Here is an 18,699-nt window from a genome sequence, read left to right on the forward strand (position 1 = left end):
GCACCCCTCTTTCCGGTAGAGACCGCGGAGGTCCGGACGAGCCCGTCTGTCCAGACTAGGTAAGGAACGTCACCGTGTCGTTACGCTAGGCGGGTTGACTGTCACGGTGAGTGGCTGCATGTCTCCGGGTGAGTCACCGGGTCAGCCCCGTTCTCTGTGACGCGGGGTGGCCACGATCCGGGCTCCGCGTGCCGGCACCATCGTGATGTTGCGGGCCTTGGCGGGTTCCGGGCGGAGCCGCTCAGGTGCGACGTGGTGCCTGCGGAGCACGGCCCGGAGCATGATGACCGACTCCAGCAGGGAGAAGCTGGCACCGAGACACCGGCGAACACCTCCGCCGAACGGAAACCACGTGCCGGAAGGTGGCCCGCCGTCAAGGAAACGGCCGGGGCGGAACCGGTGAGGGTCGCTGTGGTGGGAGTCGTCGGCATGGACCAGTGAGATCGACGGCATCACCGTGTGGCCAGCGGGGATGCGCAGGTCGCCGATCTGAATGTCGGAGGTGAGCTTGCGCGCCACCTCCGCGATCACCGGGTGCAGTCGCATGGCCTCCTTGACGACCGCTTCGAGGTACTTGTCGTCGTCGGCGCCGTCACCGTCCGCCGCGCGGGTCGCCTTCGCGAGTTCGGACGGGTGGCGGGCGAGTTCGTGCAACGCCCAGGCGAGTGTGGTTGCCGTGGTTTCGTGGCCTGCCAGCAACAACGTGACGAGTTGGTCGCGCAGTTCCGCGTCGGTGAGCGGGGTCTCCCCGGCTGCGGTGGGGACGGTGAGCAGGCGCGACAGCACGTCCCTGCGCAGGTCGAGGTCGGGCGCTTTCCTGCGTTCGGCGATCTCGCTGTAGAGGAGCCGGTCCATCGCGTGCTGCGCGAGGGCGTAGCGCCGCCACGGTCCCTTGCCGTGAAGGCGAGGGTTGTACCAGCCGATCAGCTCGATCGGCCCGACGTTGACGACCCGCCGCAGCAGGCGCCGCAACTCGTCCAGTCGCGGCCCCTTGGCGACGCCGAACACCACCCGCAGGATGACTTCGAGGGTGAGTGCCTGCATCCTCGCGTGGGCCGGGAACGCGTGGCCCTCGGGCCAGCGGCGTGCCTCCGCCTCGGCCAGTTCGGTGATCATCTCGCGGTAGCCGCGCAGTGAGGCGCCCGCGAACGCGGGCATGAGCAGCTTGCGGGCTCGCAGGTGCACGTCCTCGTCGGTGAGCAGCACGGAGTGCTCGCCCATCACGGGTTTGAGGATCATGTTGCCCTCACCGGCGTGGAACACGGAGGCAGGCCCCGCGAACACGGCCTTGATGTGCTCGACGTCGGAGAGGACGACGACCGACCGTTCGGGGTAGACGTGCAGCCGGACCACGTCGCCGTAGCGGCGCCGCAGGGAGGGAAGCCAGTGCTGCCGGAAGAGCCCGAAGATCGCGGTCTGGACGAGGATCGGCAGGCGAGGGCCTGGGGGTTCGCGAGTCGCGGTCAGGTTGTCGAGTCGTACGACGGGCTGTGTGATGTCGGTCGCCATGAGTAGTTTTATACGCCCGTATAGATCTTGGTGTCCACACCGTGCCGTACTCTTTTGCCCGTGGGCCACCGGCAAGATCTGCTCGCCGCCGCGCGGCGGCTGTTGCGCACCAAGGGATACGCGCGGATCACCGCACGCGACCTCGTTGCCGAGTCGGACACGAACCTGGCGTCGATCGGCTACCACTTCGGCTCGAAGGAAGGGTTGCTGAACGAAGCACTCGGCGAGGCCGTCGAGGAGTGGACGGTGCAGCTCGCCCGCGTCGCGATGGCCGACCCCGACGCCTCGACAGCCGAAAGGGGCATCTCCGCGTGGTCGGCGATGCTCGAAGGGCTCGACGGTCACCGCGAACTCGCCGTCGCATACCTGGAGGCGCTGGCGCAGGCCGAGCGGGATCCGGTGGTGCGGGAGCAGTTCGCGAGGCAGTACCGCCGGTGCAGGGAGCGGGTGGCCGAACTCGTCGCCGAGTCTCTCGGGGACGGGACCACGGCCGACGATCCGAAGGTCAGGACGATCGCCGGTTTCGTCATCGCCGTCTGTGACGGCCTCGCCGTGCAGTGGGTCCTCGATCCGGAGGAATCCCCGTCGCCCACCGAGCTCAGGGAAGGGCTCGAACGCTTCTGGCGGCCGGTCCACCACGCGGACCGGTGAACCCGCAACCCGCATAGGGTTGAGGTATGCAGACTTGGTCATCGGTCGCCGTGCCCCGTGTACCCGGAACCTCGCGCCCTCTGCGGCTGCACGACACGGCCACCGGACAGATCCGTCCCACCGCTCCCGGCCGCCTCGCGAAGATGTACGTCTGCGGCATCACCCCCTACGACGCCACCCACCTGGGACATGCCGCGACCTACCTCGCGTTCGACCTCGTTCACCGGATGTGGCTGGACGCGGGGCACGACGTGCACTACGTGCAGAACGTCACCGACATCGACGACCCGTTGCTGGAGCGGGCCGAACGGGATTCCGACGACTGGGTCGTGCTCGCGCTGCGGGAGACCGCGCTGTTCCGTGAGGACATGGAGGCGTTGCGGGTGCTGCCGCCGCACGACTTCGTGGGCGCGGTGGAGTCGATCCCGGAGATCGTCGAGATGATCGAGAAGCTGCTGGCCAACGGCGCGGCCTACCGCGTGGACGATCCGGAGTATCCGGACGTGTACTTCGACCGTTCCTACACCGGCCGGTTCGGCTACGAGTCCGGCTACGACGAGGACACCATGCGCGCACTGTTCGGTCAGCGGGGCGGTGATCCGGACAGGCCGGGCAAGCGCGACCCGCTCGACGCGCTGCTGTGGCGTGCCGCGCGAGAAGGGGAGCCGTCCTGGGAGACGAGTCTCGGCCCTGGCCGTCCCGGCTGGCACGTCGAGTGCAGCGCGTTCGCGCTCAACCGTCTCGGCATGGGTTTCGACGTCCAGGGCGGTGGTTCGGACCTCGCCTTCCCACATCACGAGTTCAGCGCGGCCCACGCGGAGGCACTCGCGGGCGAGTACCCGTTCGCCCGTCACTACGTGCACGCCGGCATGATCGGGCTCGACGGCGCGAAGATGTCGAAGTCGAAGGGCAACCTGGTTTTCGTGTCGCGGCTGCGCGCGGACGGGGTCGATCCCTCGGCCATCCGGCTCGCCCTGTTCTCCGGCCACTACCGCGCCGACCGGCCGTGGAAGAGTGAGCTTCTCGAACGCGCCGAGGCGCGGCTCGCGCGATGGCGGGAGGCGGTCTCCATCCCCTCGGGCCCCGAGGCCGAGAGCACCATCGAACGCCTGCGCGACCACCTCGCCGACGACCTTGACACCCCGAAGGCGCTCGCCGCCGTGGACGCCTGGGCCGACGAGGCGGTGCGCCACGGAGGCCCGAGCGAGTCGGCGCCGGCGCTCGTGCGGTCGGCCGTCGATTCGCTGCTCGGCGTGGTGCTGTAGCGGATTGCCCGCGCCGCGGGCTGTAGCGGATAGCCCGCTCGGCGGGCTGTGGTGGATAGCCCGCTCGGCGGGCTGTGGTGGATTGCCCGCGCGGCGGGCTGTCGCTCCTCGCCGACCGGTTACGCACCTTCCACGCTGTTCGGGCCGCCTTGGTGGTGAGGCTGGCCTGAGCCGAGGACCGCCTCTCCTCCGCTGTCCTGTGGCGGTTGTGTCAGGGACAGCGGAGGAACACCCGGTGGGCGAGTGAGCCGTGGGCCGATGTCCGGATCGCCTCGAAGACTGCCGCGGCGCTTGCCCCCGCCGTTACCGTGGGCGCGTGCCCAACTTGTATGCGACCAGCGACCTGCACATCACACACCAGGGGAACGAAGCCTTCCTCGACCGGATCACACCGCAGAACGCCGACGACTGGTTGATCGTCGCCGGTGACGTGGCCGAACGGATGCAAACGGTCATCGACACGCTCGCCACCCTGCGGGAACGGTTCGCCACGGTGGTGTGGGTACCAGGCAACCACGAGTTGTGGACCACCGCGCAGGACCCCGACCAGCACCGCGGCGAGGAACGCTACCTCGAACTGGTGCGCCGGTGCCGGGGCATCGACGTGCTCACCCCTGAGGACACCTACCCGGTGTGGCCGCACGCGGAAAAGCCGCTCACCGTCGCGCCGCTGTTCGTGCTCTACGACTACAGCTGGCGGGCAGCGCCCGCCGAGCGTGTTCCGCTGACCGAGGCACTGCGGCAGGCCAGGGAGGCAGGCATCGTGTGCACCGACGAGTACCTGCTGCATCCCGACCCGCATCCGAGCCGCCAGGAATGGTGCGCGCGCAGGCTGGAGTACACCGAGAAGCGGCTCGCCGAGGTGCCTTCCGATCACCGCACCGTGCTGGTGTCGCACTGGCCGCTGCACCGCCATCCCACGGAACCCCTCATCTATCCGGAGTTCGTGCTGTGGTGCGGAACCGAAGAGACCGCCGACTGGCACGTGCGGTACCGCGCCGAACTCGCCGTCTACGGGCACCTGCACATCCCGCGCACCACCGAGGTGGACGGGGTGCGCTTCGAGGAGGTCTCACTCGGCTACCCGAGGGAGTGGCGGCGCAGGGCGCGCGGCGCGATACCCCTGCGGAAGGTCCTGTGACCGGGCTGTCTCGGCGTTCTCGGCGCTCCCACGGGCCTCAGCGGCCTGAGGGGCCCGAGGCCCCGCCTGCTCCTCCGGGGCCGTGCCTGCGCAGGTAGCGTTCGAACTCGGCCGCGAGCTTGTCGCCGCTGTTCTCGTCGAGCACGATCTCGGCGTCGCCGCGCTCCTCGAGGCTGCGGACATACTCGCTCACCTCGTCGTCCTCGTTGGTCATCTCCGTGACGGTCTGCTGCCACTGCTCGGCCTGCTCGGGCAGCGCACCCATGGGAATGCGCACGTCGAGGACGTCTTCGAGCTTGCGCAGCAGCGCGAGAGTCGCCTTGGGCGATGGCGGGTGCGACACGTAATGCGGGAGGGCCGCCCACACCGACACCGCGGGCACCCCAGCTTTCACGCAGGCGTCCTGGAAGACCCCGACGATCCCCGTTGGCCCCTCGTAACGGCTGCGCTCCAGCCCGAAGCGTGCCGCGGCCTCCGCGTCGTAGGCGGTGCCGCTGACCGGAACCGGCCGCGTGTGCGCGGTGTCGGCGAGGAGGGCACCCAGCGTGACGACCGTGGACACCCCGAGGCGATCGACGTGGGACAGCAGTTCGTCGCAGAAGGCCCGCCAGCGCATGCTCGGTTCAGGGCCGTGCACGAGGACGACGTCGCGGTCGTATCCTTCCGGCCTGCACACCGCCAGCCGCGTCGTCGGCCATTCGACCCGTCTCGTCACGCCGTCCACCAGCCGCACGGTGGGGCGGTTGACCTGGAAGTCGTAGTACGTGTCGGGATCGATCTCGGCCAGCGGCTTGGCGTCCCAGTTGAGCTGAAGGTGCTCGACCGCCGTGGTGGCCGCGTCACCGGCGTCGTTCCAGCCTTCGAAGGCAAGGACCATCACCGGCTTCGGCTCGGACCGCTCCTGTGTCGTCTCGTCGAAGGGCGTGCTCACATCCCCCAGCCTACGGCGCTGCCAGGGCTCTCCCGCATCCGTCGCCTTGCTCCCTCTCATCGGATGCTGACGCGGCGCCGGACGACTGATCGCTCACCGTAGGCTGTCGGCGAACGTTCGCGCGCGCCTCGGCCGAGTGCGCGCACAACCGCAAGGCAACGTGGCCTCGCGTCGAGCCCGATCGAATCGAGGACCGAGGAGAAGACGTGGACAGACCGTCCGTTGTGGACGGAGTGGCCGCCGTGCTCTGGGACATGGACGGCACGCTCGTCGATTCGGAGAAGCTGTGGGACGTCGCCCTCTACGAGGCGGCGGAATGGCTGGGAGGAACGCTGACGCCCGCGCAGCGCGCGACCCTCGTCGGAGCCAACATGGCCGCCACCTGCCGTTATCTCCTCGAAGTGAACGGAATACCCGCGCACGACGCCGCTGTGGCCGAGGTCGCCGACTGGGTGCGGGTCAGGACGAAGGAGATCTTCGCCGATGCGCTCCCATGGCGGGACGGCGCTCGTGACGCACTGCTCGCCGTGCGCGCGGCCGGAGTGCCTTCGGCGCTGGTGACCTCCACCGAACGGGAGATCACCGAACTGGCGCTGCGGACCATCGGGGCCGGCATGTTCGACATCACCGTCTGCGGCGACGAGGTGGACGGGCTGAACAAACCACATCCGGAGCCCTACTTGAGAGCCGCGAGAGCACTCGGCGTCGATCCTGCTCGCTGCGTCGCCGTCGAGGACTCCCCGGTTGGCGCCGAATCGGCCGCCGCCGCGGGCTGCACGGTGCTCGTCGTGCCCAACGAGGTTCCCGTGCCGCCCGGGCGGCGGCGGGTGTTCCGGTCGTCGCTGGTCGGCGTCGATGTCGCCACACTGGCAAGCCTGCTGATCTCCGGCTAGCGCGCGCTCGCGAGCGCGCCCTCCGGACCACCCGCCCGCCGACGGGGTCAGGACACCAGATCCGCCGGGATGTCGGCCTGCTTGGTGCCGACGAGAGCGACGTAGTGCAGCGGCTCGCCACGCACGTCGAGCCGGTGCCGGTAACGCTCCGACTGGTGCACCGTGAGCAAGCCTGACTCCGTGGCGCGCTCGATGAGCCGCGCGAAGCCCGAGGTGTCGGCCTCGGAGAGGAACCGGTCCTTGATGGTGAAGGCGATCCAGCCGCCGTCGGCGACGAAGTTGAAGGCCGTCCGGAACGCCTCGGGCGGGATGTCACCGTAGCCGAGTGCCGCGACACACGACAGCGCGTTGAACCGTCTGCTCGCGAGCGTGGCCTGGTCCTGCTCCGCCAGCCGGGTCATGTCCACGACGAGATAGTCGTCGTAAACCTCGGGCCGGTCGCGCAGTGCCGCCTGCCGCGCCTCCGGGATGATGTCAACGCCCACGAGATGGCCTGCTCCGACCGTGCGAAGCTGCGCGCCGACGAGTCCGTTTCCCGCTCCGAGGTCGAGCACTCGAAGTGACGAAGGACTCACATTCTCCCGCTGAAGTTGCTCTTTCAGCAGCTTGCCCACCACGTCGGGTGAGCGGCAGTCGAGAATGTCGTGGAATAGCTGTTCGTAAAGGCCGGGAATGGCGAAAATGCGATCGTAGTCGTGAAAGCGGATCTTCTGCCAGACCCCGTCAACCAGCACGGAGCAGTACTCGGTGTCCTGGTCGATGTGCTCGACGCGGTCGGGAAGCCGAACCTCTCTCTGTCCATGCCGGGCTTGCGCTCCCGCCATTTCGCTCTCGCGCCTCTCGTTCTCCATACCACGACCTTTCCGTAGTCGTACGGTGACGAGCCGAATTCAGCAAAGTGGATTCGGCAAGGTAAGTCAACTACGTGACCCGCCGTCCTGTTCCCCTGCCCGGCGGGTCCCCCGAGGGGAAACGGGCGCGGGATGCGAGGATCTGTGCCGTGAAGACCTTCGACGAGTTGTACGCCGAGCTGAGCGAGCGGGCCCGCACGCGCCCCGAGGGATCGGGCACCGTCGAGGCGCTGGCTGCCGGAGTGCATGCCCAGGGCAAGAAGGTGCTCGAAGAGGCTGGCGAGGTCTGGATCGCCGCCGAGCACGAGTCGGACGAGCGGCTGGCTGAGGAGATCTCCCAGCTGCTTTACCGGGTGCAGGTGCTGATGCTCGGTCGCGGTCTCACGGTGGACGACGTCTACCGGTATCTGTGAGCGCCGTCTCGCGCCCACCGGCTGGCGCGGGGCGCCGGGAACCGGTGAAGTGAACAGCGTGAACGTCAGGGGTGAGCGTGGCCGGCGCGACGACGCACGACCACGGCGCCTCGCTGGTCAGTGAGGAAGGACACCAACATGCTGCGGGTCGCGGTGCCGAACAAGGGAGCGCTGGCGGGACCGGCGTCGGAAATGCTCGGTGAGGCGGGCTACCGGCAGCGACATGAGCCGCGCGATCTCACCGTGCTCGACCCGGTGAACGAGGTGGAGTTCTTCTTCCTCCGCCCCAAGGACATCCCCATCTACGTGGGTTCGGGCGAGCTGGACCTCGGTATCACGGGCCGGGATCTCGCGTTGGACTCGGGCGCCGCCGTCGAGGAGACGCTGTCGCTCGGTTTCGGCGGGTCCACCTTCCGCTACGCGGCCCCCGAGGGACGTGAGTGGTCGGTCGCGGATCTCGCAGGCAAGCGTCTCGCCACGTCGTATCCCAGGCTCGTGCGCGACGACCTCGCCCGCCACGGCATCGAGGCCGAGGTCATCAGGCTGGACGGCGCGGTGGAGATCTCGGTACAGCTCGGTGTGGCCGACGCGATCGCCGACGTCGTCGGCTCGGGCCGCACACTGCGGCAGCACAACCTGGTCGCGTTCGGCGACCCGATCTGCGTGTCCGAGGCTGTTCTCGTGCACCGCAAGGGCGGGCAGCCGTCGCCGAGGATGGCCCAGCTCGCGGCGCGCCTGCAGGGTGTGGTGTTCGCGCAGCAGTACATGATGCTCGACTACGACTGCCCGAGGGAACTGCTGGAGAAAGCCATCGCCATCACACCGGGGCTGGAGTCCCCGACGGTCGCGCCGCTGGCGCACGCCGACTGGGTGGCGGTGCGGGCGATGGTGCCCCGCAAGCGCGTCAACGCGATCATGGACGAGCTCGCCGCCGTCGGAGCCAGGGCAGTACTGGCCTCCGACATCCGCGCCTGCAGGCTCTGAAGCTCCCACACGGCGTCGCCCTGGTGTGTCAGCCGGGGCGATGCCGTTTCGGCAGCAGGTCGTAGAGCCTCCGGCGGGCGCCGCTGTCGTTGGCGGACCGCGCGCTCGACACCTCGGCGATGAAGTCCTCGAACACGAATTCCTGTTCCGGAGGATTCGGCGGGACGGCCGCGACGGCCGTGTCGGTGTCGAGCACCCGCGCGATCTCCCTGAACGCCGCGGCCTGCGCGGTCTCCGGCGCGAACGTGGTCACCGGGATCCCACGGGAGGCCGCTTCGTTGATGACCACGCCGAGCGGAACGTGCGCCAGCACCGGGATGCCGAGGCTCTGGAGCTCGCGCAGCGCCGCCGCGGCGTACGCGGACATCGGCCTCCGGTAGAGGCCAGGCACGAGACCGTGGTAGACCAGTGGCGGGCGGCCCACGGCGGCTTCGAGGTATCCGATCTGCTCCCGCATGAGCCGCAGCGCGCGGATACTCGTGCGGTCGGGCTGCACGGGAACGAGCACCCCGTGACTCGCCACGAGCGCGTTGTTGGTGAGCACGTCCAGCGCGGGAGGGCAGTCGATGACGACGTGGTCGTAGTCGGCGAACTGGATGACTCTGGCGAGCTGCCAGCCCGGAACGCGGAACTGGTCGAGCCGCCGGATCAGGTCGAACATGCCCGGCGAGGTCGGGATCACATCGAACGCGCCGCCCCTGCCGACGTTGCACCGGGGATGAGGAACCACCAGGTCCTCGATCGGGCCGCGCCAGGCCTTGGTGAGCGCCTTGGCGAGGCTCGGCGCCTCGGGCGGCGGTTCCGGCAGCCCCAGCATCTCGGTCGTGGCATGCCCCTGGGGGTCGAGATCGATGAGCAGCACTCGCCTGCCGCGTTCAGCCAGGGCCGCGGCCGTGCCGACGCTCAGCGCCGTCTTGCCGACCCCGCCCTTCTGGTTGACCACCGAAGTGATCTGCACAGTGCCCCAGCTCCCGTCTCGTGGTTTGCGAGCAGGTTAGTGGATCAACACCGCGAAAGTCAGCCTCGGCGCGGGCGCGAGTCAGGCGGCGCGCCCGCGCCCGGCCGTCAGCGGTGACGCACCAGCAGCGCCTGTGTACCGGCCGCGACCGGCCCTTCGAGGTCGTGCAGCGTGCTGCGGGCTGTCGCGTGACCGCGTGGCCCCACGGTGGTCGCGGCGTCGAGACAGATCCACTCGCCGACGGGCTCACGGTGGATGTGCACGGTGAGTTCGGTGTTGATGAACAACCAGCGCCGGGGATCGAGCACGTTGGACACACCGCTTCCGGAATCGGCCACGGTGAACACCCGCTGGAGCGGGCTCGGTTTCTCGTCGTCCACGAGCGTCACCCGCTGGCGAGCCCACACAGCGGCAGGTCCCGCGGTCAAGACAGCGCCCCGCGCCGCGCGCCACTCCACGGCGTCGAGATAACCGCCGTGCCAGCCCTCCGGCCATTCGGCGACGGGGCAGTCCGCCACGGACGGCAGAGCGGTCGTCTCCTCGCCGGGCACGGTGGCCACCTCGGCGGTGTCGGTGACGGCGAGCCGCCATGCCGCCGCACGCGCCACCACCCGATCACCGGCGGACAGAGTCGCCGACAGCAGCTCGACCGAACGTCCCGGCCGGACCACCTCGGCTGTCACGGTGAGTTCGGCCAGCGGTGCGGGACCGAGGATCTCCACGGTGACCCTCGCGAGCCCGCGCTCTCCGTCGCAGGGCAGGGACTCCAGCTCGCGGACGAGCAAGGCCGACGGCGGGCCGAAGTGCTGGGCATCGGGCGTCCACGGACCCGCGGTGTGCTCGGTGGGCTGGTAACGCCCTTCGCCTCGGGACAGGTAGAACGTCTCCACGTGTCGTCTCGCTCCGTTCGCGCTGCGCGGGACGGTCAGTCCGCGCGGTCGAGTGCCGATTCCTCACCGGGATCCGGTTCCGGCCAGCCAGGATATTCCGGCGGTGTGCCGCCGAAGGAAGGGCAGTGCTGTTGATGTGAGCACCAACCACACAGCTTGCTGGGGCTGGGCCGGAAGTCGCCGGTGCGGCCCGCGCGGAGGATGGCCTCCCAGATCGCTTCCAGTGTCCGTTCGAAGCGGGCGAGTTCCTTCTCGTCCGGGGTGTAGGCGAGAGCCTGGCCGTCGCTGAGGTAGAGCAGCTTCAGCTGCCGGGGAACGACGCCCCGCAACCGCCAGAGCACCACGGCGTAGAACTTCATCTGGAACATGGCCTTCGCCTCGCCGATCTCCCTCGGCGCCGCTCCGGTTTTGTAGTCAACGACGCGGATCTCGCCGGTCGGTGCGACGTCGAGCCGGTCGATGTAGCCGCGCAGCAGCACTCCCGAGTTCAGCTCCGTCTCGACGTGCAGCTCACAGGCTTCGGGGTCGAGCGTCCGGGGATCCTCCATCGCGAAGTACGAGTCGAGCAGCTTCTCCGCCGAGGTGAACCATTCCGTGAGTTCCTCCTCGGAAGCCGGATCGGTGAACAGCTCTGTCCACTCCGGACTCTCCTCGGCCAGTTGTGACCAGGTGGGACGGAGAAGTTCCCTCGCGGCGCCGGGAGTGCGCCCGGTGCGGGGCAAGGCGAAGAGGCGCTCCAGCACGGAATGGACCAGCGTGCCTCTGACCTGCGCCTTGGTGGGCGTCTCGGGAAGCTTGTCCACGGCGCGGAACCGGTAGAGCAGCGGGCACTGCTTGAAGTCGCCCGCGCGCGAAGGAGACAGCGCGGGGCGGCGTCGCGGCGTGTCCGGTGCCGCGACGTCAGACGTCGCGGTGGCGGTTGCGGTGCCGGTTGCGGTGCCGGTTGCCGTGCCGGTGGTGGTACTCCCGTTCGCCATGCGGGGCAGCGTAACCGGACTCCATGACAACGGTGTGTGTACGGCACGACGCGGCGCGCCGACGGGTCGGCAGAGGTGATCCTCGACACGCCGCGGGTAACGGCCTCCTGACACGGCACGTTCTACCCTCTACGGGTGCGCGCGACGGGCGAGTACAGCGAACACGGTGGCCACCGGTCCCGGAGCATCCACTCCGAGGACGGCGGCATGCTGCTCTTCCGCGTCGGCACCGTCCCCGTGCTGCTCGCGCCATCGTGGTGGATCGGCTCGCTGCTCGTCGTCGTGTTGTACACACCGCTGGTCTCACGGTTGCTGCCTGGGGCGGACATCGCCCTGTCGGCCGTGCTGGCCGGAGCGTTCGCCGTGCTGCTCGGGATGTCGGTTCTCGCGCACGAACTCGGACACTGCGTTGTGGCGCTGCGTCTCGGCGTCCCCGTGCGGCGGGTTCGCCTCTTCCTGCTCGGCGGTTTGTCCGAGGTCGCGCGTTCGCCGCGCCGTCCCGGCCAGGATGCCCTGATCGCGGTCGCGGGGCCGCTAGTGTCACTCGTGCTGGCTCTCGTGTGCTGGCTGCTGCTGCTCGCGGTGCCCGAGGACGGGGCGGTCTGGCTGCTGGTGGCGCAGTGCGCCGTGGCCAACGCCGCCGTCGGGGTGTTCAACCTCCTTCCCGGGCTGCCGCTCGACGGGGGACGGTTGCTGCGGGCGGGGATCTGGGCCGTCCACGGAGGCCGGTCCACGGGCACGCGGGTGGCTGTCGCCGGGGGCGCGCTGGTAGCGGTCGGCGTGCTGGGCTGGGCTCTGTGGGGTATGGCGCAGGGCAGCGACGACCGCTGGCTCCGGCTCGGTGTCGGTCTTGTGACGGCGTGGTTCGTGGCGATGGGCGCCACCTCGGAGTTCTCGTCGGACACCCGGCGGCCGTGGCCCGAAGGGTTGTCGCTTTCGGACCTGATGCGGCCCGTCCTGCAACTGCCTGCCGAGAGCCCGGTGTCCGCGGCGCTGGCGGCCTCGGCCGGTCGTGGTGTCGTGCTCGTCCGCGCGGACGGCATCGCGGCAGGGCTGCTCGACGCGGAGGCCGCCGAGCGGCTGGCGCTGAACGCACCGCACTCGCCTGCCGAGCTGGCCGCGCAGCCCATCAGTGCGGAGACCGTGCTGCTGACCTCGGACTCGCCGGACGAGATCGCCGAGCACGTCGATGAGGTCCCGACCTGGCAGTTCCTCGTCGTGGACGGTGAAGGCAACCCGAAGGGCGTGCTGCGCAGGGACGACGTGCACAGCGCGCTGGCGGCTCCCGGCCGGCTCCGAGGGGATTCCACAGGGCCGTTTCGGACCGGGTGAACGCGAGCTTTTGCGGGTCTGCGACCATCGCCTGCGGTTCTCGTCCCGCGTGGCGCGGGCGAGTGTGGACTGGAGGTGCGGTGTCAGCAGGGCCGTTTCGCGCGGGTGACCGGGTGCAGTTGACCGATCCGAAGGGACGGCACTACACGATCGTTCTTGCCGAGGGGCAGGAGTACCACACGCACAGGGGCGCGGTGTCGCACGACGCGCTGATCGGCGAGCCCGAGGGGTCCGTGGTCACCTCGACGCAGGGCACCTCGTACCTCGCGTTGAGGCCGTTGCTGCCCGACTACGTGCTCTCGATGCCGCGAGGCGCGCAGGTCATCTACCCCAAGGACGCCGCGCAGATCGTGATGTGGGGCGACGTCTTCCCCGGCGCTCGTGTGCTGGAGGCCGGTGCGGGGTCGGGCGCGCTGACCTGTTCGCTGCTGAGGGCCGTCGGGCCGGAGGGCAGTGTCACGTCGTACGAGGTGCGGGACGACCACGCCGAGCACGCCGTGCGCAACGTGGAGAAGTTCTTCGGCGAACGGCCGGAGAACTGGACGTTGCATGTGGCGGACCTCGCGACACACACCGGCGAGGTCGATCGCGTCGTGCTCGACATGCTCACGCCGTGGGAGGTCCTGCCCACCGTGTCGGCTGCGCTCGTTCCCGGCGGGGTGCTCGTGGGCTACGTGGCCACGGTGACGCAGCTCTCGACGTTCGTGGAGGCGTTGCGTGAGCAGAAGTGCTGGACCGAGCCGCAGGCGTGGGAGAGCCTGGTACGGCCGTGGCACGTCGTCGGCCTCGCCGTGCGCCCCGAACACCGCATGATCGGTCACACGGCCTTCCTCGTCACCGCCCGGCGGCTCGCCGAAGGAGTCACCCCGCCCCGGCCGCAGCGAAGGCCGAGCCGGGGCTAGGCAGGGCGCACCCGCGCCGGGTGAGGGGGTCCGTGGTCAGCCCGGACCGGAGAGACACCACTGGCCGCCTTGCTTGCTCGCCGCGAGCGCGCCTTCATCGCTCTGCTCCGCGTTTGACGCCGTGATACGGATGACGGCGGTGTCACCGCTGATCACAACCTCGCCGCTCTGCTCGAATACGACGCCGTCGGGGACCTCGTCGAAGCTGGCGTCCCCGGCTTTTCCGGAGCAGATAAGAGCGCGGAGCGCGGCGTTGTCGCGGCTGTTGGCGGCGGCCAGAAGATCATCGGCCAGTTTCTGCACCGCGGCGACGTCGTCAGCCGCCGCACCGCTTCCCGGATCGGCAGGAGGAAGGTCCGGTGCGGAGGACCCGGACTGTCCCGGAAGGCCGGGTGCACTGGATGCGGCTTGCCCGCCGGTCGGCGGGGCCTGCGGCTTGCGCCCGGCCAGCGGGGGTTCGTCGTCGCCGGACAGCAAGACGATCAGGGCCACCACGCCGCCGATCACGGCGACGACGGCGATCGAGATGCCCACGACGAGGCCCGTCTTCTTCTTCGGTGGCCCCGGTGGCGCACCGCCCGGACCACCGAAGTGGCCGGGCGGCTGGCCGACCGGATAGGCACCGGGAGGCTGCTGCTGGGACATCGGTGTGGAAGGGGGCATGCCCGGCTGGTTCGGTTGCCCCCACATGCCGGGTTGCGGCGGTGGTTGCTGCCAGCCGTGGGGTCCGGGTTGGCCTTGCCGCCCCGGTTGTTGTGGGTAGGTCACTGAATCCCTCGCTCGGTTACACCTGTGGTCCGCGACCCGTCGAGGCCGCGCGGACGTTTCCATCGGGAACGCCAAGATCGTAGGGGCACAGCGATGAGACCGAGGGGCGTTTCCTGAGACTTCCCGTGCCAGGAGTTCCCTGTGGCGTGGGAGGGCTCGCGGCGTCGCACGACTGTCAACGGGCACTCCGGCCGCGACCAGGGTGCCGGTTTCCGGACCACTGCCGGGTCCCTTCGCGCTCCGGTGCTCGCAGCCGGGGTTCAGCGAGGTGGAGCGGTGGTCAGGCGCTCAGGCACCAGCCGTCACCGGTGTTGCTCGCGTCGAAGGTGAGCGACTCCGTCGTCCCCTGGTAGCTCGCCTGAACCGGGACGGTGCCCTGCTCACCGTTGACGGTCACCTCGCCCGCGAGGCTCCAGACGAGTTCATCCGGGAGTTCGGGGAACGGCTCCGAGTTCGGTGAGCACATCAGTGCGCGCAGCGCATCCGCGTCCTGCGCGTTCAACCCGTCGATCAGCTCGTCGGCGACGTCCTGGAGATCCGCAAGGCCGGAGTCCGCACTCTCCTCACCACCCGTGTCGCCGGATGTTCCGACGCCTCCGGGTTCGGCCTGCGACGAAACCGGAGGGGAGGTCGAGGACGGGGGAGCCTCCGAGGACGCCGAGGAGGAGGGCGGAGCCGACGAGGACGACGGGGCGGAGACGCTCGACGAGGTCGTCGGCGGAGCCGACAGCGCCGATGCCGGTGGGGGTTCGTCGTCTCCGCCGGTCAGCGCGAGCGCGAGGCCACCGCCCGCGACGGCGAGCGCGCCGAGCGTGATACCGACGACGAGGCCGGTCCGCTTCCTCGGGGACGCCGAGTTCTCGTGTGGCGGCTCGGAGCCGATCGCGGGCAGTTGCCGGGTCGTCTCCTCGGCGCGGGGGTCGCGGGGGGCACCGCCTGCCTGAGGAAATCCGGACTGTGTCTGCCGGTTCCATGGGTCGAACTGTCCGGGTTCGGGCGGATTCGTCACGGATCGTCCTTTCCCAGCTGGGAGGCGTTGATGATCACGCGACGGTAGTGGTGGCGCGAAGGCGGCCACCGCAGGGGGTACCCGAGCCGGGCACGGGAATCTCCCGCACCCGGCTGCGGCGTCATTCCACCGGGTCGCCGACGCACCAGTCGTCGCCGCGCTTCTCGGCCTCGAAGGCCAGCTCCATGTTCTTTCCGAGCCAGCTGATCTTGAGCCCGACCGTTCCGCTGTCCCCGGTGACGGTCACCGCGCCGGGGCTTGCCTCCACGCCGTCCGGCACGTCGTCGGAGCTGGCGCCCGGCGCGCCGTCGCACGAGATGGAGGAGGCCAGTTCGGTGTCTCTCTCGTTGATCGCGGTGGCCATCTGCTCGGCGAGGGCGTTGACCTTGTCCTCGTCGCTCTCACCGCCGAACAGCAAGAACGCCGCGGTGCCCGCACCCGCGACGAGCACGGCCGCGATGGCCGCGATGAGCCCGGTCTTCTTTCCCTTGGTTGGCGCGGGGGCTGGCGGCCCTGTGAACTGAGGGTCGCCTGCCGGGGACGCGGGCGGCAGCCCCTGAGCGCCCTGAGATGCCTGGGGCACCTGCCGGCCCTCGTGCTGCGATGGGTCGTGGGGTGGGGGAGCGGTCACGGCAGCCCTTCCTGATCGCGCCGCCGGGTCGTTCCGGCGGATCGCCGAAGATCCTAAGGAAGGGCTGAACGCTACTTGTACACCTCCGGGTGCTGGGTTCCCGGTCGGCCTACTGCCACGAGAACGGTGTGTCACCAGCCGGGCGTCCCACTGTGACATGCGGATGAGCCCGGCCTCGCGGAGTCGCACCGAATGTCAGCGGGTACTCCGCCGCAACCGGACGACGCGCCGATTCCGTGACACGGATAGGGCTTTCCATGTCGGTGATCGCCGGTACCGTGGAAAGAAATGCATTCCGAGGAGGTGCCGAAATGCAACACGACCTTCCCGGAGGTCGGCACGACGAGGCCGACTCTTCAGAGATGGGCGGAGCCGGAGGCACGGACATCCCGTCGAGCGAGCAGGCGCGTCAGATCCGCTTTCTCGAGGAGGAGGTGGCGCTGCTTCGCCGGAAGCTCACCGACTCGCCTCGGCAGAACCGGGTGCTCGAGCAGCGGTTGGCCGAGGCGACCGAGCGCGTGAGCCAGCTGACCGAACGCAACAACAAGCTGGTCGAGACTCTGCGCGAGGCGCGGAGCCAGCTGTTGGCGCTGCGGGAGGAGGTCGATCGACTCGCGCAACCTCCGAGTGGCTACGGCGTGTTCGTCGCCGCCTACGAGGACAACACCGTCGATGTGTACACCTCGGGTCGCAAGATGCGGGTGGCCGTGTCGCCTGCCGTGGACGTGGAGTCCCTGCGGCGCGGGCAGAGTGTCCGGCTCAACGAGGCGCTGACCGTCGTGGAGGGCGGTGGCTTCGAGAGCACGGGCGAGGTGTGCACGCTGCGGGAGATGCTGGCTTCCGACACCGAAGGCGGCAGTGCCCGCGCGCTGGTGGTGGGGCACGCGGACGAGGAGCGTGTCGTGTGGCTGGCCGATCCGCTCGCCGAGCAGACGCTGAAGCCGGGCGATTCGATCCTCGTCGATAGCAAGGCAGGCTACGCCTACGAGCGGGTTCCCAAGGCCGAGGTCGAGGATCTCGTGCTCGAGGAGGTGCCCGACGTCCGGTACGAGGACATCGGTGGTCTCTTCAGGCAGATCGAGCAGATCAGGGACGCGGTCGAGTTGCCGTTTCTCCACGCCGACCTCTACACGCAGTACCAGCTGCGCCCGCCGAAGGGCGTGTTGCTCTACGGTCCTCCGGGATGCGGGAAGACCTTGATCGCCAAGGCGGTGGCCAACTCGCTGGCCAAGCAGGTCGCCGCGGCGAGGGGAGCGGCGGACGCGAAGTCCTACTTCCTCAACATCAAGGGTCCTGAGCTGCTCAACAAGTTTGTCGGTGAGACGGAGCGGCACATCAGGATGATCTTCCAGAGGGCGAGGGAGAAGGCGTCGGACGGCACGCCCGTCATCGTGTTCTTCGACGAGATGGAGTCGATCTTCCGCACCCGTGGCAGTGGTGTGTCGTCCGACGTGGAGACCACGATCGTGCCGCAGCTGCTGTCGGAGATCGACGGTGTCGAGGGGCTGGAGAACGTCATCGTCATCGGCGCGTCCAACCGCGAGGACATGATCGACCCGGCGATCCTGCGGCCGGGACGGCTCGACGTCAAGATCAAGATCGAGCGGCCCGACGCGGAGGGAGCAAAGGACATCTTCTCCAAGTACCTGACGCCCGACCTGCCGATCCACGCCGACGACCTGCGGGAGTTCGGCGACGACCGGCAGGCCACGATCGACGCGATGATCCAGCACACGGTCGAGCGCATGTACGAGGAGACCGACGAGAACAGGTTCCTTGAGGTGACCTACGCCAACGGGGACAAGGAAGTGCTGTACTTCCGCGACTTCAACTCCGGCGCGATGATCCAGAACATCGTGGACAGGGCGAAGAAGTCGGCGATCAAGTCGGTGCTGGAGACCAAGCAGCCGGGCTTGCGGGTGCAGCATCTGCTCGACGCCATCGTGGACGAGTTCGCCGAGAACGAGGACCTGCCCAACACCACCAACCCGGACGACTGGGCGCGGATCTCGGGCAAGAAGGGCGAGCGCATCGTCTACATCCGCACGCTGGTCACGGGCAAGAACCAGGAATCGGGCCGGGTCATCGACACGGCCACCAACACAGGCCAATACCTCTGAGCCGGGTGCCGGGGCTCCCGCGGGCGGTCGCAAGGCCGTTTCGCGGGAGCCCTTCCCCTGTCGTCGAGGGGGAAGCGCAAGGACTGGAACATCTCGTATAACGTCCTATACGCTGAGGCCATGGACGACGAGTCAGTTGCACCATCGCCGCCGCCGAGAGCCCCCATCACCACCGCCGACGTCCTCGCGTGGTTGGAGCAGACGGCGGAGGCCGCACGCGCGGGTGAACTCGACGCGCCTGCGCTGATCGATCTGCTCGGGCAGCTGCGGCAGGCGTCAACGGCATGCGCCAACGCCTCCGACTGGGCTCTGCTCGCCGCGCGGGAGGCAGGCGCGAGCCTGCGCCAGATCGCGCCCGTGTTCGGCAAGGGTTACGTTCGCGCGCCTGCCGCGCGGCTGGAGAAGCTGCACAGGGAGGTGCTGTCGTCCGAGCAGTTCCTCGAATTGATGCGCCGCCGCATGGGGGGCGGCTGA

At 69.3% G+C, this 18,699-nt stretch carries 19 protein-coding genes; 10 read left to right on the plus strand and 9 right to left on the minus strand.

From position 1 onward, the window contains the following. Positions 1-141 precede the first annotated feature (141 nt). A complete protein-coding gene (locus SACXIDRAFT_RS19625) occupies positions 142-1,509 on the minus strand; it encodes a cytochrome P450 (RefSeq protein WP_006240425.1) in 1,368 nt (455 codons plus the stop codon). Positions 1,510-1,569: 60 nt separating this feature from the next. On the opposite strand from SACXIDRAFT_RS19625, the gene SACXIDRAFT_RS19630 reads away from it, so the two are divergent. The 3 genes from SACXIDRAFT_RS19630 to SACXIDRAFT_RS19640 all read left to right on the plus strand — a co-directional run bounded on the left by SACXIDRAFT_RS19630 (position 1,570) and on the right by SACXIDRAFT_RS19640 (position 4,566). Beyond that, positions 1,570-2,160, plus strand: coding sequence for a TetR/AcrR family transcriptional regulator (locus tag SACXIDRAFT_RS19630; RefSeq protein WP_006240426.1), 591 nt, complete (start codon positions 1,570-1,572; stop codon positions 2,158-2,160). Positions 2,161-2,186: 26 nt separating this feature from the next. Continuing rightward, on the plus strand, positions 2,187-3,425 hold the full coding sequence (gene mshC / locus SACXIDRAFT_RS19635; RefSeq protein WP_006240427.1) for a cysteine--1-D-myo-inosityl 2-amino-2-deoxy-alpha-D-glucopyranoside ligase: 1,239 nt from the start codon (positions 2,187-2,189) through the stop codon (positions 3,423-3,425). 316 nt (positions 3,426-3,741) lie between these two features. Continuing rightward, on the plus strand, positions 3,742-4,566 hold the full coding sequence (locus SACXIDRAFT_RS19640; protein WP_006240428.1) for a metallophosphoesterase family protein: 825 nt from the start codon (positions 3,742-3,744) through the stop codon (positions 4,564-4,566). Positions 4,567-4,603: 37 nt separating this feature from the next. On the opposite strand, the gene SACXIDRAFT_RS19645 is transcribed toward SACXIDRAFT_RS19640, so the two are convergent. After that, positions 4,604-5,497 (minus strand): PAC2 family protein, encoded by an 894-nt coding sequence (locus SACXIDRAFT_RS19645; RefSeq protein WP_040922288.1) that lies wholly within the window; start codon positions 5,495-5,497, stop codon positions 4,604-4,606. 206 nt (positions 5,498-5,703) lie between these two features. Here SACXIDRAFT_RS19645 and SACXIDRAFT_RS19650 point away from each other — a divergent pair, with 206 nt between their 5' ends. Continuing rightward, entirely contained in the window at positions 5,704-6,390 is a 687-nt protein-coding gene (locus tag SACXIDRAFT_RS19650; protein WP_006240430.1) for an HAD family hydrolase, read from the plus strand. 47 nt (positions 6,391-6,437) lie between these two features. Here SACXIDRAFT_RS19650 and SACXIDRAFT_RS19655 read toward each other — a convergent pair whose 3' ends face one another. Further along, positions 6,438-7,241 carry a class I SAM-dependent DNA methyltransferase gene (locus SACXIDRAFT_RS19655; protein ID WP_006240431.1) on the minus strand — a complete coding sequence of 268 codons (804 nt, stop codon included), beginning with the start codon at positions 7,239-7,241 and terminating at the stop codon, positions 6,438-6,440. A gap of 149 nt (positions 7,242-7,390) precedes the next feature. Here SACXIDRAFT_RS19655 and SACXIDRAFT_RS19660 point away from each other — a divergent pair, with 149 nt between their 5' ends. Beyond that, on the plus strand, positions 7,391-7,654 hold the full coding sequence (locus SACXIDRAFT_RS19660; protein ID WP_006240432.1) for a phosphoribosyl-ATP diphosphatase: 264 nt from the start codon (positions 7,391-7,393) through the stop codon (positions 7,652-7,654). A gap of 138 nt (positions 7,655-7,792) precedes the next feature. Then, positions 7,793-8,638, plus strand: coding sequence for an ATP phosphoribosyltransferase (hisG, locus tag SACXIDRAFT_RS19665; protein WP_006240433.1), 846 nt, complete (start codon positions 7,793-7,795; stop codon positions 8,636-8,638). A gap of 28 nt (positions 8,639-8,666) precedes the next feature. Here hisG and SACXIDRAFT_RS19670 read toward each other — a convergent pair whose 3' ends face one another. The 3 genes from SACXIDRAFT_RS19670 to SACXIDRAFT_RS19680 form a co-directional block, all read right to left on the minus strand. Continuing rightward, positions 8,667-9,596 carry a ParA family protein gene (locus SACXIDRAFT_RS19670; RefSeq protein WP_006240434.1) on the minus strand — a complete coding sequence of 310 codons (930 nt, stop codon included), beginning with the start codon at positions 9,594-9,596 and terminating at the stop codon, positions 8,667-8,669. 107 nt (positions 9,597-9,703) lie between these two features. Next, positions 9,704-10,486 carry a thioesterase family protein gene (locus SACXIDRAFT_RS19675; RefSeq protein ID WP_006240435.1) on the minus strand — a complete coding sequence of 261 codons (783 nt, stop codon included), beginning with the start codon at positions 10,484-10,486 and terminating at the stop codon, positions 9,704-9,706. A gap of 35 nt (positions 10,487-10,521) precedes the next feature. Further along, positions 10,522-11,463, minus strand: coding sequence for a RecB family exonuclease (locus tag SACXIDRAFT_RS19680; RefSeq protein ID WP_006240436.1), 942 nt, complete (start codon positions 11,461-11,463; stop codon positions 10,522-10,524). Between the two features lie 207 nt (positions 11,464-11,670). Here SACXIDRAFT_RS19680 and SACXIDRAFT_RS19685 point away from each other — a divergent pair, with 207 nt between their 5' ends. Together SACXIDRAFT_RS19685 and SACXIDRAFT_RS19690 are read left to right on the plus strand one after the other, a co-directional pair. Continuing rightward, entirely contained in the window at positions 11,671-12,795 is a 1,125-nt protein-coding gene (locus tag SACXIDRAFT_RS19685; protein ID WP_006240437.1) for a site-2 protease family protein, read from the plus strand. An 80-nt stretch (positions 12,796-12,875) separates the two neighbouring features. After that, on the plus strand, positions 12,876-13,697 hold the full coding sequence (locus SACXIDRAFT_RS19690) for a tRNA (adenine-N1)-methyltransferase (protein ID WP_006240438.1): 822 nt from the start codon (positions 12,876-12,878) through the stop codon (positions 13,695-13,697). A 36-nt stretch (positions 13,698-13,733) separates the two neighbouring features. On the opposite strand, the gene SACXIDRAFT_RS21855 is transcribed toward SACXIDRAFT_RS19690, so the two are convergent. The 3 genes from SACXIDRAFT_RS21855 to SACXIDRAFT_RS19710 all read right to left on the minus strand — a co-directional run bounded on the left by SACXIDRAFT_RS21855 (position 13,734) and on the right by SACXIDRAFT_RS19710 (position 16,057). Further along, the gene (locus SACXIDRAFT_RS21855) at positions 13,734-14,360 is read right to left on the minus strand and encodes a hypothetical protein (protein ID WP_157599688.1); all 627 of its coding nucleotides are present in this window, start codon (positions 14,358-14,360) and stop codon (positions 13,734-13,736) included. Positions 14,361-14,745: 385 nt separating this feature from the next. Further along, the gene (locus SACXIDRAFT_RS21860; protein WP_006240440.1) at positions 14,746-15,474 is read right to left on the minus strand and encodes a hypothetical protein; all 729 of its coding nucleotides are present in this window, start codon (positions 15,472-15,474) and stop codon (positions 14,746-14,748) included. Between the two features lie 121 nt (positions 15,475-15,595). Beyond that, on the minus strand, positions 15,596-16,057 hold the full coding sequence (locus tag SACXIDRAFT_RS19710; RefSeq protein WP_157599689.1) for a hypothetical protein: 462 nt from the start codon (positions 16,055-16,057) through the stop codon (positions 15,596-15,598). Between the two features lie 359 nt (positions 16,058-16,416). Between SACXIDRAFT_RS19710 and arc the strand changes: the two genes are divergently transcribed. Both arc and SACXIDRAFT_RS19720 read left to right on the plus strand, forming a co-directional pair. Continuing rightward, positions 16,417-18,225, plus strand: coding sequence for a proteasome ATPase (gene arc, locus SACXIDRAFT_RS19715; protein WP_006240443.1), 1,809 nt, complete (start codon positions 16,417-16,419; stop codon positions 18,223-18,225). A 120-nt stretch (positions 18,226-18,345) separates the two neighbouring features. Further along, positions 18,346-18,699: a hypothetical protein gene (locus SACXIDRAFT_RS19720; RefSeq protein WP_006240444.1), complete on the plus strand. Its 354-nt coding sequence runs from the start codon at positions 18,346-18,348 to the stop codon at positions 18,697-18,699.

This window comes from Saccharomonospora xinjiangensis XJ-54 (assembly GCF_000258175.1).
In the GTDB taxonomy this organism is placed as follows: Bacteria; Actinomycetota; Actinomycetes; order Mycobacteriales; family Pseudonocardiaceae; genus Saccharomonospora; species Saccharomonospora xinjiangensis.

Excerpts from the sequence above, each read along its gene's own strand:
- arc (WP_006240443.1), top strand. The coding sequence starts at position 16,417 with ATGCAACACGACCTTCCCGGAGGTCGGCACGACGAGGCCGACTCTTCA.
- SACXIDRAFT_RS19720 (WP_006240444.1), top strand. The coding sequence starts at position 18,346 with ATGGACGACGAGTCAGTTGCACCATCGCCGCCGCCGAGAGCCCCCATC.
- mshC (WP_006240427.1), top strand. The coding sequence starts at position 2,187 with ATGCAGACTTGGTCATCGGTCGCCGTGCCCCGTGTACCCGGAACCTCG.
- hisG (WP_006240433.1), top strand. The coding sequence starts at position 7,793 with ATGCTGCGGGTCGCGGTGCCGAACAAGGGAGCGCTGGCGGGACCGGCG.
- SACXIDRAFT_RS19680 (WP_006240436.1), bottom strand. The coding sequence starts at position 11,463 with ATGGCGAACGGGAGTACCACCACCGGCACGGCAACCGGCACCGCAACC.
- SACXIDRAFT_RS21855 (WP_157599688.1), bottom strand. The coding sequence starts at position 14,360 with ATGCCCCCTTCCACACCGATGTCCCAGCAGCAGCCTCCCGGTGCCTAT.
- SACXIDRAFT_RS19685 (WP_006240437.1), top strand. The coding sequence starts at position 11,671 with ATGCTGCTCTTCCGCGTCGGCACCGTCCCCGTGCTGCTCGCGCCATCG.
- SACXIDRAFT_RS19655 (WP_006240431.1), bottom strand. The coding sequence starts at position 7,241 with ATGGAGAACGAGAGGCGCGAGAGCGAAATGGCGGGAGCGCAAGCCCGG.
- SACXIDRAFT_RS19625 (WP_006240425.1), bottom strand. The coding sequence starts at position 1,509 with ATGGCGACCGACATCACACAGCCCGTCGTACGACTCGACAACCTGACC.